The organism is Shewanella sp. LC6, assembly GCF_006385735.2.
In the GTDB taxonomy this organism is placed as follows: Bacteria; Pseudomonadota; Gammaproteobacteria; order Enterobacterales; family Shewanellaceae; genus Shewanella; species Shewanella xiamenensis.
In genome coordinates, this window is record NZ_CP043902.1 from 4,208,014 (window position 1) to 4,225,448 (window position 17,435).

The window sequence follows — 17,435 nt, forward strand, 5'->3', positions numbered from 1 at the left end:
AATAATGTGAACTAATATATTGTTTTCACAACATTAATAAACAGGGTTTAGCGTACGGTTAGCGAATGTTCGAACAAAATAGCTTTGAGTTTCAGCAATGATAATGTGCCGCAATCCAATAATCGCAATCAAATTAGGTATGGCCATTAAGCCATTTACCGTATCAGCCAGTAACCAAATCACATCCAACTTGATAAAAGCCCCACCAGCAATCAGGCCTAAAAACAAGATTTGATAGGCACGCAGCCCGCGCTCGCCCACTAAGTAGTACCAGCAACGTTCACCATAGTAATGCCAGCCTAAAATGGTCGTAAACGCAAAGCAGACCAAGGCGATAGTGACTAAATACTGGCCGATGGCAGCCGATCCGCCTAAGCTAAACGCCGCACTGGTCATGGCCGCGCCCGCAGTGTCACCGCTCCATACCCCAGTGATGATAAGCACTAATCCCGTCATAGTGCAGATGATAATAGTATCGAAAAAGGTGCCAGTCATACTCACTAAGCCCTGCTCGACGGGCTCATTGGTTTTTGCCGCAGCCGCAGCAATGGGCGCACTACCTAAGCCTGACTCATTAGAAAATACCCCGCGGGCAATCCCCATTTGAATCGCTTGCGCCACGGTGGCCCCTAAAAATCCCCCCGCAGCCGATACTGGCGTAAAAGCCGACTCCACCACTAATTGCAACGCGGGTAGAATGGCATCGGCAAAAACCACTAAAATCCACACACAGGCCAACACGTAACCAATCGACATTGCAGGCACAAGCTTTTGCGCCACGTTGGAGATACGTTTGACGCCACCTAAGGTGACAGCAGCCACCAGCAGGGTTAGCACCAGCGCAGTCACCCATGTTGGTACATCAAAGGCGATAGTTAAGGCATCACTTATCGCATTCACTTGAGCAAAAGTCCCAATGCCGAAAAACGCTACCCCCACGCCAAACAGCGCAAATAACTTCGCCATCCAACGCAAACCGAGGCCTCGCTCGATGTAATACATCGGGCCACCGGCAATCTGTCCACGTGCATCGGTGGTGCGGTATTTTACCGCCAACATACACTCGGCATACTTAGTCGCCATGCCAAAAAAGGCAGCAAGCCACATCCAAAATAACGCACCAGGGCCGCCCATCTTAATCGCCGTTGCGACTCCAACAATATTGCCCGTACCTATGGTTGCAGACAATGCAGTACAAAGCGCGGCGAAGGACGATAGATCACCATGCCCCTTAGCGGGTTTGAACAATAGGCTAAGCGCCATTGGCAGACGAAATACTTGGATAAGCTTTAGTCGCGCAGTGAGATAAATCCCTGTGCCAACTAACAAACAAAGTGTGATAGGACCCCAGACAATACCATTTAGGCTGCTGAGCAAGGCTTCAAAACTCATGATATTCCTCAATTATTAAACAACTAAATTAATAAAGGAGGAGGAAAAGAAATGGCTGTGACACATCGCTGCCAGCCTAAAGAAATACCATCTTCCCAGCCAATAACGGCAGGAAAATAGTCCACAAAGACAAACGACAGGGACTGTGCAGTCATCCTCTCCTCTGTCCTTTTGCCTGAGCGTTTCGCGTCGCTTAAAACACTGCGACACTTTCGCCTTCGGCGCCACCTATTATTGCAAGTTAATGCAATCGGTAGTCTCTCCAGAGGCTCGTCCAGTAACAGTCCACGCCTTGCGGCACCTGAAAGAGTGCTTTGTTTATGGAATGCTTCCAACAACAAAGTTGCCTCGTCGGTGTGGGGTTAATTCCCCACTCTCCTGCTACCTTCATCCGAACGGATTGTTAAAACGATAGCCAGCTATCGTTTTAACAGGGCGCACAGCATGCAACAAACACCACAATAGCTCAAGCCCATTTGCTCACAGAAATGAGAGACAAGCCGTTAATCGCAGAAAATTCAAACAGACTCAATCCTAAGTCTTAATCAATGTGAATTGATCTAACTTGCCCAAATATCGGTATCTATAGGATTGTAAAATGCTTTATCTTTAGCCTAACGCCTAAGTTGGTAAAATCCCAATTGGAAGAGATAGATGAAAGAAGTCGCCAAGCTTATCCAAGTAAGTAAAAGTTTTCGCGACGGCGAGCAGCGCCACACAGTGCTGCAAGCGGTCGATTTAACTTTGCATCAAGGGGAGACTATCGCACTCACCGGCCCAAGTGGCAGCGGCAAAAGCACTTTACTGAATCTGATTGCGGGCTTTGAATCGGCAGACAGTGGCCAGATAGTGCTGAATCATCAATCCACCACCAAGTGGCAAGATAAGCAATGGAGTGAGTTTAGGCGTACCCATTTAGGCGTGGTATTCCAGCAATTTAATTTACTCACTCCGCTGAATGTTAAAAATAATATCGGCTTTTCCCTGCACCTTAACGGTGATAGCTGGAATCCTTGGTGCGATTATTTGGTGGAAAAGCTCGGGTTAGCGGCATTATTAAACCGGCAGGTTGAAGCGCTTTCCGGCGGACAACAACAGCGGGTCGCGATAGCTAGGGCATTAGCCCACAATCCGAGTTTACTGCTGGCCGATGAACCCACGGGTAACTTAGATGACGAATCTGGTAAACAGGTGATGTCACTGCTATGCGAACTCGCCAAAGAGAGCCAAACCAGCATTTTGATGGTCACCCACAGCGAAGAGTGCGCCGCCTTTATGAACAAACGCTGGCATCTGTCCTACACCGCAGTGTCGATCTCCGGCTAGCATGATGAATAACACACAACCAGAAAATAAAGCCAATCCATACAATAACTTAAACAAGAGTGGGCAATGGCTGCGTATCACCTGGGTACTCAAGGTATTTTTAGCCCATTATCGCCACGCGCCATTGCAGGCTGGGGCGATTTTACTCGGAATCGCCCTCGCCGTGACGCTGCTCATCGGGGTAAAAGCCACCAACGATAATGCGATTCGTAGCTATAGCGAAGCCACTGAGCTCTTAAGTCAGCGAGCCGATGTACTGCTGACCTCACCCGTTGGCCAAGATAATCTCGATGAATCGGTGTATTTCAGTTTAAGGCAGGCTGGGATTAGCCAAAGTCTTGCGGTAGTCAGTGGCAGAGTTGCTGGCCAAAACGGCCAGTATTGGCAAATTGAAGGCAGCGATATTGTCGCGGCATTGACTGCCACGTTAACCTCAAAAAACGCTTCACCGTCCTCAAATAACAAGGCAACGGCTAATTCTACTGTCTCAATGGGAGATCTGCCCCTTGCCGACCTAATAAGCGGTGAGCCCGTGGTGGTGATGAGTGACAGTCTAGCCAGCAAAATCGCGCCCAATGGCCAGCTCAGCCTAGCCCAATCCATAACACCATCGACCCTAAAAGTGATCCGTGTCGATGATAGTTGGGGACTTGGCAGCGCCATCTTGACCGATATTTCCCTCGCCCAAAACTTACTTGGCATGCAGGGCAAACTCAGTTATATCGCCCTATTTAGCGATAGGGATAAACTAGTCGCGTTAAAACAACGGCTCGACACCTTAGGTATCACCCCAGATCTCGCCAGCTACAGTCAGCAAGATCAAGGGCAAGCCTTAATGGCGCTTACCCGCAGTTTTCATTTAAATCTCAATGCAATGAGTATGTTAGCCTTTGTAGTTGGGCTATTTATTGCCTATAACGGCGTGCGTTACAGCCTGATGAAACGCCAACGTCTGCTGATTCAACTGCTGCAACAGGGGCTAGAACGACTCGACGTGATGCTTGCCCTGCTCGCCGAATTACTATTTTTGGTTATCTTAGGCTCGGTAATCGGGTTTATCTTAGGTTTACAACTCAGCCATTGGCTACAACCTATGGTTGCTATGACGCTAGAGCAACTCTATGGTGCTCACTTGCTGCCGGGCATTTGGCAATGGCATTGGTTAGCACAGGCGATCGCGCTCACCTTAGTGGCAGCGCTTGCTGCTTGCATGCCCTTGTATTTTGATCTTACGCGCCAATCCCTTGCCCAAGGCGCTAACCGTTATCAGCAAACTAAGGCCCACAACCAAACCCACCAGCGGCAATTTATCTTAGCCTGTGGGTTACTCGTACTCGCGGCGATACTGTTTCCCTTCAGCCAAAGTTACAACACCAGTTTGATATTACTAGGCATAGTGACGGTCGCGATTCCTCTGCTGTTGCCCCAAGTATTGCATTGGGGAGTAAGCTTACTGCTCCCCTTCACTCGCCCAGGGCTTAAGCACTATTTGCTCGCCGAAACCCGCGAGCTTATCGCGCCACTTTCCCTTGCGATGATGGCCATTTTGCTGGCATTAAGCGCAAATGTGGCGATGAATACCCTAGTGGGCAGCTTTGAGCAAACCCTAAGAAGTTGGTTAGAAACCCGCTTACATGCCGATTTATACCTACGCCCCAGTGCTAACCGTATGGCTGATGTACGGGATAAATTAAGCCAAGATCCTCGTGTCAGCGGCTTATATCAACAATGGCAAGTCGATGGCGAGATATCGACCCAAGGTCCAACAGCTCAAACGATCCCTGTGAATATTATCAGCCGTGATGATGAATCGATAAAGTACACAAGTACACTCAAAGACAGTTTACCTGACCTATGGCAACACTATTTTGGCGGACAATTTGTCTTGGTGAGTGAGCCAATGGCGATTAAGTATCAGTTGATGCTGGGCGATAAAGTCACTTTAAACGTGCTCGATAAAACCACCAATAACCAAGTGGTTATCGCAGGAATTTATTACGACCATGGTAATACCCGCAATGAGCTCATTATTAGCCATCAACTGTGGCAACAGGCACAACTGCCACTGTTACCCATCAGCCTTGCGGCCAGTTTTCATCCTCTGGAACAAGCTGATAAATCATCCTCATCAGTGCTAACGCAACCAATACCCACGAACGGCAAGCGCAGCGAGGCCGAACTGGATGAACTGCAAATGCAGCTCGCCACAGCGCTAGAGTTGGCTCAGGCACAAATTTATAGCCAAGCCAACATAAAGGCCCAAGCCATTGCCATGTTTAAACGCACTTTTTCAATCACGTTAGTGCTCAATAGTTTAACCTTGCTGGTGGCCGCCATTGGGCTATTTAGCGCCTGCTTAATGTTAACCCAAGCACGGCAAGCACCACTGGCACGGCTTTATTCCCTTGGGGTGAGTCGCAGCAAACTGCGTACTATGGTATTTAGCCAAATGCTGCTGGTTGTGGTAATCACTTGCCTGATTGCGATGCCTACGGGCGCTCTGCTGGGGTATTTATTAATCAATAAAATCACCCTGCAAGCCTTTGGTTGGACCATCCAAATGATCTGGGACTGGTTTGCTTATGCCAAAGCCATCCTCATCGCACTGGTGACTTGTACCTTAGCCGTGCTCTTACCGCTTTACTGGCAAACCCGCAGGCCGCTAATCGCCAGTTTGCAGCAGGAAACCCTATGAACAGTCGTCCATATACCATTACCCAATTGAAAGTGAATGGTTTACTCACAATGAACTGGCTTAAGTGCCGTACAAACGCACGCTTAATCAGTCAACTCATCATCGGTGGATTACTCTTTTTCACGATAAGCGGCTGCGATAATGCGCCCGCGAGCGTTTCAGAATCCAAATCCATGGGAGCTTTGCTAGGGCAAACAAAAGAAGGCGAAACAACCTCAACGCAACAAGCCTTTGCCAAGGTGACACCTGAGCATCAGTTTCACTTTCCTCAAGATCATCTTGCCCACAACGGCTTTCGGCAAGAATGGTGGTATCTCACTGCTAACTTAACCACCGAAAAAGGTGAGCAACTTGGCGCGCAATGGACCCAATTTAGGGTGGCACTAAAACCTCAATATACAGAACCGCAAAATGCGCAACCGACTACCCTTAACTCCGCTTGGGCAACTGAACAACTCTATTTTGCCCATAGCGCACTGACCTCTAGCGCGGCACATCTGGCCCATGAGAAATGGTCTCGCGGTCATCCAAAGCTTGCCGGCGTCAATGCCAATCCCTATCAAATTCATCTCGATAACTGGCAATGGCAGAGTGAATCGAGCGCGTTATTTCCGGCAATCTTAAGGGTTGAGACCGCAGACTTTAGTTACGCGCTAACGCTGACTAGCCAAGCACCGCTGCAATATCAAGGTGATAATGGCTATAGCATTAAAAACCGCGAGGGTAACGTCGCCTCCTACTATTACAGTCAACCTTTTATCACTATTAGCGGTGAGATCACCCGATATATCAACATCAATGGCCAAGCCGAGAGTCGGGTAGAGAAAGTCACAGGCAAAGGCTGGCTAGACAGAGAATGGAGCTCACAATTTTTAACTAAAAGCCAGCAGGGTTGGGATTGGTTTGCCCTGCGCCTCAATGATGGTTCGGCGCTAATGCTCTTTCAGTTAAGGGAGCAATCCACCGATAAATCTCAAACTCCATTAGCCTTTTACAGCGCCAGACGAATGTTTGCCGATGGCACAGGCCGTAATATCAACTCCCGAGACACGCCAGATGGAATAAAAATGACGCCGCTTGAATGGCAAACCACCCGCACCGGCAAATACCCTGTAAGCTGGCAAGTCCAAATCCCGAGTGAGCAAATCGATATCCGTATCTCGCCGTTAAATCCCAATAGCGCCATGGCGTTATCCACCTCCTATTGGGAAGGCCCAATCAAACTTAGCGGTAGCCACACTGGCATGGGTTATATGGAGCTGACGGGATATTAATCCACTTATAGTGATGTTTGACTGCCGGATCTTTCGCTAATCTAACCAATCTCGCCATTCCCTCTCCAAAGAGATAGCGATTGTTTAAATTTCAAACTGAGAGTTAGATCACGCGCAAAACTTTGATCCCGATCGACTATCCCCTGCAATACCTCTTGTGAGGTATACCCACATTTTTTATCAGGTCTAGACTCGCAGTTATCCACATTCAGTTGTACAGATGTTTATGCAAAGCAGCTGAGTGCATCTCAAGATAAAGGTCACCGCTATGAGTCAGGAATACCATGTCACCAGCCTCGTGGTACATGCAGCCCCTAATGCCTTGCAACAGGTTGAAGCCGATATTGCCGCGCTAAAAGGCTGCGATATCCACGCCATTTCACCCGAAGGCAAGTTGGTTATTACCCTCGAAGGGAATACCCAAAAAGCCATTCTCGACAATGTTGAAGCCATCAATGGCCTGTCCGGTGTGTTATCCGCCAGTTTGATTTACCACCAAGTAGAACCCCTAGAACAAGAACTGTTAGAAAAAGAGAGTGAGGAAACACTATGAGCATTAGCCGCCGCGAGTTTCTCAAGGCTAACGCAGCGGTTGCCGCTGCGACGGCCGTTGGCGTCACGCTTCCCGTGAAAATGGTTGAAGCCGCCGAGTCAGATAACATCAAGTGGGACAAAGCCCCCTGCCGTTTTTGCGGTGTGGGTTGTAGCGTATTAGTCGGTACTAAAGCGGGTAAAGTGGTTGCCACCAAAGGCGATCCAGAAAGCCCAGTTAACCGTGGTTTGAACTGTATTAAAGGCTACTTCCTGTCGAAAATCATGTACGGCAAGGACAGATTAACCACGCCATTACTACGCATGAAAGACGGCAAATACCACAAAGAAGGCGAGTTTACCCCAGTAAGTTGGGATGTTGCCTTCGATACTATGGCCGCTAAGTGGAAACACAGCATCGCCACTAAAGGCCCAACCTCAGTCGGTATGTTCGGTTCTGGTCAGTGGACGATTTGGGAAGGTTACGCTGCATCTAAACTGCATAAAGCTGGATTCTTAACCAACAACATCGACCCTAACGCCCGCCACTGTATGGCCTCAGCGGTCGTTGGGTTTATGCGTACCTTCGGTATTGATGAACCGATGGGCTGTTACGACGACTTAGAAGCCGCCGATCACTTTGTGCTCTGGGGCGCCAACATGGCCGAGATGCATCCGATCCTGTGGGCACGTTTATCTGATCGCCGTTTAAGCAGTAAAGACTGTCGCGTGCATGTACTATCCACCTTCGAGAACCGTAGCTTCGATCTTGCGGATAACCCGATGGTTTTCCATCCGCAATCAGATCTGGTGATCCTCAACTATATCGCCAACTACATCATTCAAAACAAAGCGGTAAATACCAACTTTGTGACTAAACACACTAAGTTTGCCCTCGGTGTAGATGATATCGGTTATGGTCTGCGTCCAGATCATCCGTTAGAGAAGAAAGCCAAAAACCCTGGCAATGGTAAATCTAGCCCTATTAGCTTCGAAGAATACGCTAAGTTCGTCAGCACTTATACGCTGGAATACGCAGCAAAAATGAGTGGTGTAGAGCCTGAAAAATTAGAAACCTTAGCCAAAGCCTATGCCGATCCTAAAGTGAAGGTTATGAGCCTGTGGACCATGGGGATTAACCAACACGTTCGTGGAGTGTGGGCAAACAACATGCTCTATAACATTCACTTACTGACGGGCAAAATCGCCACACCTGGCAACAGCCCATTCTCACTGACAGGTCAACCTTCAGCCTGTGGCACCGCCCGTGAAGTCGGCACCTTCGCCCACCGCTTACCTGCTGATATGGTGGTGGATAACGATAAGCATCGCGCGATTACCGAAAAAATGTGGCAAGTGCCTGAAGGCACGATACCACCTAAACCTGGCTACCATGCAGTGCTGCAAAGCCGGATGCTCAAAGACGGTAAGCTAAACTGTTATTGGACTATGTGTACCAATAACATGCAAGCCGGCCCGAATATCAACGATGAAATTTACCCGGGATTCCGTAATCCAGAGAACTTTATCGTGGTATCCGATCCTTACCCAACCGTCACCGCCATGGCAGCAGACCTTATTCTACCGACCGCCATGTGGGTCGAGAAAGAAGGCGCCTACGGTAACGCCGAGCGCCGCACCCATATGTGGCATCAACAGGTTAAAGCGCCTGAGGGAGCTAAATCGGATCTGTGGCAATTAGTCGAGTTTTCAAAACGCTTTAAAGTGTCTGAAGTCTGGCCAGCAGAGCTTATCGCTAAAAAGCCTGAATACGCTGACAAGACCCTTTATGAAGTACTGTTTGCCAATGGTGTCATCAACAAGTTCCCGACTACCGATTGTAAGGGCGACCTAAACGACGAAAGTGAACACTTTGGCTTCTATCTACAAAAAGGCATCTTCGAAGAATACGCCGCCTTCGGTCGCGGCCATGGCCATGACTTAGCCGACTTTGACCGTTACCACGAAACCCGCGGCCTACGCTGGCCAGTGGTTGAGGGGAAAGAAACCCTGCGCCGCTTCGTTGAAGGCAGCGATCCTTATGTTAAGGCAGGTGAAGGCTTTAAGTTCTACGGTAAACCCGATGGTAAAGCGGTAATTTTCGCCCTGCCTTACGAACCAGCAGCGGAAGAGCCTAACTCAGAATACGATCTGTGGATGTCTACCGGCCGCGTGCTCGAACACTGGCATACAGGTTCGATGACCGCCCGTGTACCTGAGCTCTATCGCGCCTATCCTGATGCACAAATCTTTATGCATCCTGAAGACGCTAAGGCCCGAGGTCTGCAACGTGGTGATGAAGTGATCGTGGCATCTCCCCGTGGTGAGGTCAAAACCCGTGTCGAAACCAAAGGCCGTAACAAACCGCCACGCGGCGTGGTGTTTATGCCCTTCTTCGATGCGCGTCAGTTAGTTAACAAGTTGATTCTGGATGCGACCGATCCACTGTCAAAAGAAACTGATTTTAAGAAGTGCCCAGTAAAAGTGATGAAGGCCTAAGCCCTCATTTGATAGCGATAAGCGTATTTGAAAGCGATTAAGGAGTCTAAGGTGAGTCAGCAAGTGAAGAGTCCATTCACAGTCAAACAAGTCAACCGTCGCCAGTTTTTGGCCACGACGGCTAAGGCTGGCTGTGTGATGGGGCTTGTGGGATTAGGCTTGACGGCCACGGCAAAAAGCCAAGGTCAACTCGCCTCCCAAGCTTGCAGACCGCCGGGCGCCCTTGAAGAAAGCGATTTTCTCTCGGCCTGCGTGCGCTGCGGCTTGTGTGTTGAGGCTTGCCCTTACGACACGCTAACACTGGCACGTTGGTTCGATGGCGCCGCCACTGGCACGCCATTCTTTACCGCAAGACGCATTCCCTGCGAAATGTGTGAGGATATTCCCTGCATCAAAGCCTGCCCATCGGGCGCGCTTGATCCTCAACTTGAGCACATTAGCGATGCCAAAATGGGTGTTGCGGTACTGATCGATGAGAAAAATTGCCTTAACTTTAAGGGATTACGCTGTGATGTCTGTTATCGGGTTTGTCCGTTAATCGACAACGCCATCACCTTAGAACGCCAACGCAATCAACATAGCGATCACCACGCCATGTTTTTACCCACAGTCAACAGCGATACCTGTACGGGTTGTGGCAAATGCGAGCACGCCTGCGTGCTCGATACCGCCGCCATAAAAGTCTTACCGACGGCATTAGCACTCGGTAAGGCAGCGGAGCATGACACTTATCTCAACACTGAGGAAACCACCTTAGAGATGTTGAATAAGGGGCTAACGCTATGAGTAACAAGTCTATGAATAACCGGACCATGAACTCAAAAGCCCGCATGCAAGGCGAGCATGCCGCAGCCATTGCAGAACTCGGTTGGTTTGGCGCACACAAATATTTGCTACTACGCCGCGCAGTGCAATGCGGCTTGTTAGGGCTATTTGCACTGGGGCCGCTACTAGGGATTTGGTTATTTAAGGGTAATTTATCGGCCAGTTTACTGCTCGATACCATTCCCTTTGCCGATCCGCTAGTGAGCTTACAAATGCTCATTAGCGGGCATATTCCCGAGCTTAGCCTATTGATAGGTGCAACCTTGGTCATACTGTTTTATGCCCTCGCCGGTGGCCGGGTGTTTTGCAGTTGGGTGTGTCCCGTCAATCTGGCCACCGATACCGCAAGCTGGCTCAGACGTAAACTAAACCTCCCTCGCACCAGCGAGTTACCGCGTAATTTACGTTATTACCTGCTGGCACTCGTGCTGTTATTGCCACTGCTCACGGGCAACTTGATTTGGGAATGGATTAATCCCGTCCCCTTAGTCTATCGCGCCGTGCTATTTGGCAGTCTCAGTGGTTTATGGATCTTAGCGGCAATATTTCTGCTGGATCTATTTATCGCCGAGCGCGCTTGGTGTGGTCATCTGTGCCCAACGGGCGCCCTATTTGGCTTAATCGGCAAATGGAGCCCCATTAAGATCGTCGCCAGCAAAGCTAGCGCCTGTGATAACTGCATGGATTGCTTTGCTGTTTGCCCCGAGCGCCAAGTATTAAAGCCCGCGTTAAAAGGGCAAAACCCGGTGATCACTAGCCCAGACTGCACCCAATGCGGCCGCTGTATCGATGTCTGCGCAAAGCGCGTATTTCGCTATCAAACACGTTTTACGGCCACTCAGGCTCAACTTAGTTCAGGCGATTCGACCGATTGTCACTCGCCATCAACCACTTCACCAATTCGTCAACACATTGCCCCCAAGGCGGAGAATGACCAATGAAAAAAATACTCACCTTAGCCGCGATTGTATTAGCCATCGGCGGCTGCTCAGGCCAACAAGCAGACACTCAAGCAACACCTGTCAATATCAAATCCCTCGCTGGCGATAGCGCGGTGACCGATATTCGCCCCGCTGATGCTATGCCCGTTTACCCAGCTCGCGGTAAGGCGTTGGAACGCAGTTTTACTGACCAACCGCCACTCATCCCCCATAAGGATGATTACAAAATAACCTTAGATAAAAATGGCTGTTTAACTTGCCATAGCTGGGATAAAGCCCCACGGATGAAAGCCACACCAGTGGCGAAATCCCACGTTATCGACGATAAGGGCACGCTCAATGGCCATAATTATTTCTGCACCCAGTGCCATGTTGCACAAGCAGAAAACAAAGCGCCTTTAGTTGATAATAAGTTCTCAACTCAGTAAAACAATCCTCCCCTGCCCGCACCAAAGCCACTGATCATCCAGTGGCTTTTTATTATCCATAACAAAATTAGAGATAAACTTAAAAACTCAGTGGGGGAGATGTTGGACGAACTGAAAAATAAGCAGACGGGGCAATAGATAAAATGGAAAAGTAAAAACCCAGCCTAGGCTGGGTTAACTTGTTGTTTTGCTTTATGCAAATCACCCGCCGGAGCCGTTACTCTTGTTTGCGCTGCCTTTGCTGTTTGCACATTCTTTGTTTCAGGCATCGCCGCCTGCCACAAAGCACCTACCCATAAACTTGACGTTGACTTCATGACCAAATCTCCTGTTCTGTTAACAAGTTCAAAGTAATACTTAGACCATCATCAGTAAAATGAATTAACGCCATACAATGGATTCCATTTGAGCATGAACATTCCAATCAAGACCTTACAATGTTTTCTGATCTTAGTTGAAACGGAAAACTTCACCCGTGCAGCACAAAAATGCTTTATCACTCAACCAACGCTTAGCAAAATCATCCAAAGGCTTGAAGAAAGCGTAGGAGAAACCCTGCTGATCCGTAACAATCAAAAGGTGGAGCTAACCCAAGCAGGGCAGCTGTTTGAACACAGTGCGCGGGAGATCCTCGGACAATGGCATAGATTGCAGGAGGATATGAGTAACTTAAGCGGCCTAAAATCGGGGCGGCTTAGACTCGGTGTCTGCCCCATGATGAGTAGCTTAATTATTGGATTACTGACGAGCTATCGTAAGCGTTATCCTGGGGTTGAACTACAAATGTATGAATACGGGGGGTTTGGCTGCGAGCAGGCACTGCTAAATAACAGTTTAGATATTGCCTTTACTGCGTTACCCACAACCCATGAGACTGAGCTAGTCAACCAACCGCTGACAAAATATCCTCTGTTAGCTTGCCTGCCTGATGGGCACCCGCTTGCGGCTAAGTCATATCTCAACTGGCAAGATTTTGAAGCTTATCCGTTTATTCTCTATAACGAGGACTTCTCACTTGCCAAATTGATAACTCGCCTCAGCCGTAAGGCTGGCGTGCAATTAAATATCGCCTTTCGCAGTGGTCAATGGGACTTTCTTGCAACCATGGTTGAAGCCGACATGGGACTGGCCATATTACCCGAACCTATTTGCCAAAAACTCAGTCACAGCAAACTAGTCTTTAGACCGATGCAACCGGCATTAACTTGGGATTTAGCCCTGATTTGGCGGCAGAACTTACCGTTAACTCCCGCGGCAAATGCTCTACTGGAATTAAGTAAACAAAAAGCGTGAATGCTGACTCGTCAACCTATCGTCAACCAGTGCATCGCCCATAAAAAAACCGCTGCTAGCCTAGGCTTAGCAGCGGTTTCTATTTAGAGGAAGTTAAGAATTACTTCTTAGCTTCAGCAGCTTTACGCTCTTTAACTTGCTCAACAACTTTTTCCGCAACACTGTTTGGACATGGGCTGTAGTGTGAGAACTCCATAGAGAACTGACCACGGCCTGAAGTCATTGTACGCAGAGTACCGATGTAACCGAACATTTCTGATAACGGTACGTCAGCCTTAACGCGAACACCAGTTACACCAGCAACTTGGTCTTTGATCATACCGCGGCGACGGTTTAAGTCACCGATCACGTCACCCACGTTGTCTTCTGGGCTGAACACGTCAACTTTCATGATTGGCTCAAGTAGTTGTGGTTTAGCTTTAGCCATAGATTGACGGAATGCCGCTTTAGCAGCGATTTCGAACGCGATAGCTGAAGAGTCAACTGCGTGGTAAGCACCGTCAGTCAGTTCAAACTCAACGTCTAACACTGGGAAGCCAGCGATAGTACCGGTGTTCATCATGCTCGCGAAGCCTTTTTCAACTGCTGGCCAGTATTCCTTAGGAACGTTACCACCAACAACTGAAGACTTGAACACGAAGCCAGAGTTTGGCTCACCTGGGCGAATGATGTATTCGATCTTACCGAATTGACCAGAACCACCAGATTGTTTCTTGTGGGTGTATTGGTCTTCAACCATTTGAGTAATAGTTTCACGGTAGGCCACTTGTGGCTCACCTACGATCAGCTCAACACCATAAGTACGCTTCAGGATGTCCACTTTAATATCTAAGTGCAGTTCACCCATACCTTTAAGGATGGTTTCACCTGAATCTTCATCAGTTTCTACGCGGAATGATGGATCTTCTGCGATCATCTTACCGATAGCGATAGCCATCTTCTCGCTGCCGCCTTTATCTTTTGGCGCTACTGCGATAGAGATAACTGGCTCTGGGAACACCATGGCTTCCAGAGTACATGGGTGCTTAACATCACACAGAGTGTGACCAGTTTGTACGTTCTTCATACCCACGATTGCGATAATGTCACCAGCTTCAGCTGATTCAATTTCGATACGATCGTTAGCATACATTTCGCACATACGGCCGATACGCTCAGTCTTACCAGTTGCACTGTTAAGAATGGTATCGCCTTTCTTCAGACGGCCAGCATAAATACGTACGAAAGTCAGGGCACCGAAACGGTCATCCATGATCTTGAACGCTAATGCTTTTAATGACTCATCAGCAGAAACGATAGCGTATTCGCCAGTTTCGTTACCTTCTTCGTCAGTTAAAGGTTGTGGATCAACTTCATCTGGCGCTGGCAGATAATCAACAACAGCATCCAGAACCAGTTGCATACCTTTGTTTTTGAAGGCTGAACCACAGAATGTTGGGAAGAATGCCATAGTACGAGTACCCTTACGGATACAACGTTTCAGGTCTTCAACAGATGGCTCTTCGCCTTCCATGTAAGCTTCTAGCAGATCGTCATCTTGCTCAACAGCAGTTTCGATCAGCATTTCACGGTATTCTTCAACTAAGTCAACCATGTCCGCTGGAACATCTTTAACTTCGAAGTTTTCTGGAATACCAGAATCGTCCCATACGTAGGCTTTACGAGTTAGCAGGTCAACAACACCACAGAACTCATCTTCAATACCGATTGGCAGAACCATAACCAGTGGGTTAGCAGCTAAAACGTCTTTAGTTTGCTTAACAACACGTAAGAAGTCAGCACCCATACGGTCTAACTTGTTTACGAAGATGATACGAGCAACTTCAGATTCGTTCGCATAGCGCCAGTTAGTTTCTGATTGAGGCTCAACACCACCAGAACCACAGAATACAGCGATACCGCCGTCAAGAACCTTCAGAGAACGGTAAACTTCAACAGTGAAGTCAACGTGCCCAGGGGTGTCAATAACGTTGAAACGGTGATCTTTCCAGAAGCAGCTTACTGCCGCTGACTGAATGGTAATACCGCGCTCAGCTTCCTGAACCATGAAGTCAGTTGTTGATTCACCATCGTGAACTTCACCGATTTTATGGATTTTACCGGTTAGCTTAAGAATACGCTCGGTGGTCGTGGTTTTACCCGCGTCAACGTGAGCGAAGATACCAATGTTTCTGTATTTGGATAATTCGGTCATGATTCAACTTTAATGATTAGTTTAAGAAGTAGACGGAGTATGCGACAAACCACCGACACACCGCACATCAGATTATTTTAGGCGCATATTGTAAATTGGAACCCCGCTATGCGCAAATGGCTCTTGCAATTTTTCACGATAAAGTCGCGGAAAAAATTAAAAAAAAATAAGAAAAATGCATTAAAACAATTAAATAAAAAAATTTAGCTCAGTTTTCAAACAATTAGTAAAAAGCCTAAAAATAAGCGTTTTTTTACCGATATTGCAGATTTCTCATACTTTAAGGACTCACAAATGGCAAAAGACCAGCCCAATGCAACCTCAATACAAACTTCAACTCAGGTTAAAACTCGGTTTAACCTAAAAGTTGATTAGCATAAATGTGAAATTGATCGAGTAAAGTGGCAATGGGCTTAGCAATGCATCTAATTTCGCAAACTAAGCATTGGATTCATCAATACAAATCTGATTTCTGCCCAAGGCTTTCGCTTGATACAGTGCTTTATCTGCTCGTTCAAAGCAGGACTGCATTGGTTCATTACTCGCTAATTTGGCAATCCCAAAACTACAGGTGAGCCGCACATCACCACTAAAGCGATAATCCTTAATCGCCGCAGCAATCCGCTGGCACAATGAGTTAACTAAAGTAATTGAAGTCTGATGGCAAAGGATCACGAACTCTTCACCTCCCCAACGGGCAACAACATCTGATTCACGCACACAATGCTGCAACACTGTAGACAGCTCCATCAAAATATTATCTCCGACGGCATGACCTAAGGTGTCATTAATCTCTTTAAAGAAATCGATATCTAACATGACAAGGCAGATGCTACTTTCTGTTGCGGTCTCAGAACGATGCTCATGCACAAACTGGCGGTTAAAGTAATGGCGATTATAGAGTTTGGTGAGCGGATCATGGGTAGATAAAAACTCGAGTTCAGTATTGGTTTGTTCTAATTGCCGACGAAGGGCTTCAAGCTGTGTATTTTTATCGGTTAAGCGTCGATTATAGCGACTGATAAAATAAGTCCGAGTCGCAAGTAAGAATATCACCAGCAGAGTACCTGCAATCACTTGATAGATAAGCCAATAGTTAGTCTCATCGATAACAGTAATATTGTTCCATTTCTGGTAAATCCTAATTCGCTCAAGCTCATCAACATCATCAAGTACTTGATTAAGTATCGGCAGCAGTGCTTCATGGCCTAAACTCACTCCCATGCGTAGTTCATCTTCTGGCCCGCCCCACCCCGCAATTTTAAGATGGTTAAAACCTGTCTGCTGAATATAAGCATTCACCGAAAACATTGACCCAACAAATAAATCAGCGCGCTTATCGAGCACAGCCTCGAGTCCCGCTGGTTCACTGGCCACTTCGATGATTTTGACTCTAGGGTAATATTGCTGAATATACTCAGCGAGACGATAACCTTTAGGCACGGCTAATGTTCGTGAGCCTATGTTTTCAAATCCTTGTAAAAATGGCTGTTCTTTTAGCGAAACCAACACATTTGGCGAGTGAAAATACACATGGCTAAAATGTAAAAATTGCTCTCGGGTAGCGGTTTTGTTCAACATTGGAGTTAAATCACAGCGCCCAGCTTGTAAAAAATTAAGAGTTTCAGACCAAGATGTTGTGGGAACAAGAATGAATTTAAGGGGAGAATGGGACTCAATGTAACGAATATAGTCCGATGAGACCCCTACATGTTTTCCCTCTCGAATCGCTTCATAGGGCAACCAGTCGGGATCAACACAGTAACGGACTAACTGCCTACTGCTAGCACCGTCATCAGCGGTTTTGAGATAGCGCGAAGCCAAACGCTCTGCACTCACAGTTAAGGGTGAGCATAAACAGAACAATAAAAACCAAAATCGACAACCCATGTCGCTTCTCAAATACATTCGTAATTCGCTGACGTAGATAAAAAGTGTATACATGATATTAAGATAATACCAATTCGCTCATCCTAAGCAGAAAAATGCACCGAACCTGAGAAACGTAATCTTGTTAGCAATAAAAAAATACCCGCC

At 47.6% G+C, this 17,435-nt stretch carries 13 protein-coding genes and 1 riboswitch; of the genes, 9 read left to right on the forward strand and 4 right to left on the reverse strand.

Annotation, left to right across the window (positions count from 1 at the left end; translation table 11 throughout):
- Positions 1-33: 33 nt before the first annotated feature.
- Complete coding sequence (locus FJD32_RS18880) at positions 34-1,392, reverse strand: sodium:alanine symporter family protein (protein WP_122040763.1); 1,359 nt, start codon at positions 1,390-1,392, stop codon at positions 34-36.
- Between the two features lie 153 nt (positions 1,393-1,545).
- Positions 1,546-1,668, reverse strand: a riboswitch (glycine riboswitch).
- A gap of 378 nt (positions 1,669-2,046) precedes the next feature.
- Here FJD32_RS18880 and FJD32_RS18885 point away from each other — a divergent pair.
- The 8 genes from FJD32_RS18885 to napB all read left to right on the forward strand — a co-directional run bounded on the left by FJD32_RS18885 (position 2,047) and on the right by napB (position 11,911).
- The gene (locus tag FJD32_RS18885) at positions 2,047-2,718 is read left to right on the forward strand and encodes an ABC transporter ATP-binding protein (RefSeq protein ID WP_088586097.1); all 672 of its coding nucleotides are present in this window, start codon (positions 2,047-2,049) and stop codon (positions 2,716-2,718) included.
- Positions 2,719-2,722: 4 nt separating this feature from the next.
- Entirely contained in the window at positions 2,723-5,413 is a 2,691-nt protein-coding gene (locus FJD32_RS18890) for an ABC transporter permease (RefSeq protein WP_181159846.1), read from the forward strand.
- A 50-nt stretch (positions 5,414-5,463) separates the two neighbouring features.
- Positions 5,464-6,687 carry a lipocalin-like domain-containing protein gene (locus tag FJD32_RS18895; RefSeq protein ID WP_181159848.1) on the forward strand — a complete coding sequence of 408 codons (1,224 nt, stop codon included), beginning with the start codon at positions 5,464-5,466 and terminating at the stop codon, positions 6,685-6,687.
- A 268-nt stretch (positions 6,688-6,955) separates the two neighbouring features.
- On the forward strand, positions 6,956-7,240 hold the full coding sequence (locus FJD32_RS18900) for a chaperone NapD (protein ID WP_037414522.1): 285 nt from the start codon (positions 6,956-6,958) through the stop codon (positions 7,238-7,240).
- Complete coding sequence (gene napA / locus FJD32_RS18905) at positions 7,237-9,717, forward strand: nitrate reductase catalytic subunit NapA (RefSeq protein ID WP_088586100.1); 2,481 nt, start codon at positions 7,237-7,239, stop codon at positions 9,715-9,717. The genes FJD32_RS18900 and napA overlap by 4 nt, the downstream gene beginning before the upstream one ends.
- Before the next feature lie 51 nt (positions 9,718-9,768).
- The gene (gene napG, locus FJD32_RS18910; RefSeq protein WP_037414518.1) at positions 9,769-10,503 is read left to right on the forward strand and encodes a ferredoxin-type protein NapG; all 735 of its coding nucleotides are present in this window, start codon (positions 9,769-9,771) and stop codon (positions 10,501-10,503) included.
- On the forward strand, positions 10,500-11,483 hold the full coding sequence (napH, locus tag FJD32_RS18915) for a quinol dehydrogenase ferredoxin subunit NapH (protein WP_088586101.1): 984 nt from the start codon (positions 10,500-10,502) through the stop codon (positions 11,481-11,483). The genes napG and napH overlap by 4 nt, the downstream gene beginning before the upstream one ends.
- Complete coding sequence (napB, locus tag FJD32_RS18920; protein WP_088586102.1) at positions 11,480-11,911, forward strand: nitrate reductase cytochrome c-type subunit NapB; 432 nt, start codon at positions 11,480-11,482, stop codon at positions 11,909-11,911. Before napH ends, napB begins: the two co-directional genes overlap by 4 nt.
- Before the next feature lie 164 nt (positions 11,912-12,075).
- On the opposite strand, the gene FJD32_RS18925 is transcribed toward napB, so the two are convergent.
- A complete protein-coding gene (locus FJD32_RS18925; protein WP_037414512.1) occupies positions 12,076-12,228 on the reverse strand; it encodes a hypothetical protein in 153 nt (50 codons plus the stop codon).
- A gap of 94 nt (positions 12,229-12,322) precedes the next feature.
- On the opposite strand from FJD32_RS18925, the gene FJD32_RS18930 reads away from it, so the two are divergent.
- On the forward strand, positions 12,323-13,204 hold the full coding sequence (locus tag FJD32_RS18930) for a LysR family transcriptional regulator (RefSeq protein ID WP_037414510.1): 882 nt from the start codon (positions 12,323-12,325) through the stop codon (positions 13,202-13,204).
- A gap of 100 nt (positions 13,205-13,304) precedes the next feature.
- Here the strand turns inward: FJD32_RS18930 and fusA are convergent, their stop codons facing one another.
- Together fusA and FJD32_RS18940 are read right to left on the reverse strand one after the other, a co-directional pair.
- Positions 13,305-15,398 (reverse strand): elongation factor G, encoded by a 2,094-nt coding sequence (gene fusA, locus FJD32_RS18935; RefSeq protein ID WP_037414509.1) that lies wholly within the window; start codon positions 15,396-15,398, stop codon positions 13,305-13,307.
- 438 nt (positions 15,399-15,836) lie between these two features.
- Positions 15,837-17,288, reverse strand: a complete 1,452-nt coding sequence (locus FJD32_RS18940; protein WP_181159849.1) for a diguanylate cyclase — start codon at positions 17,286-17,288, stop codon at positions 15,837-15,839.
- Positions 17,289-17,435 lie beyond the last annotated feature (147 nt).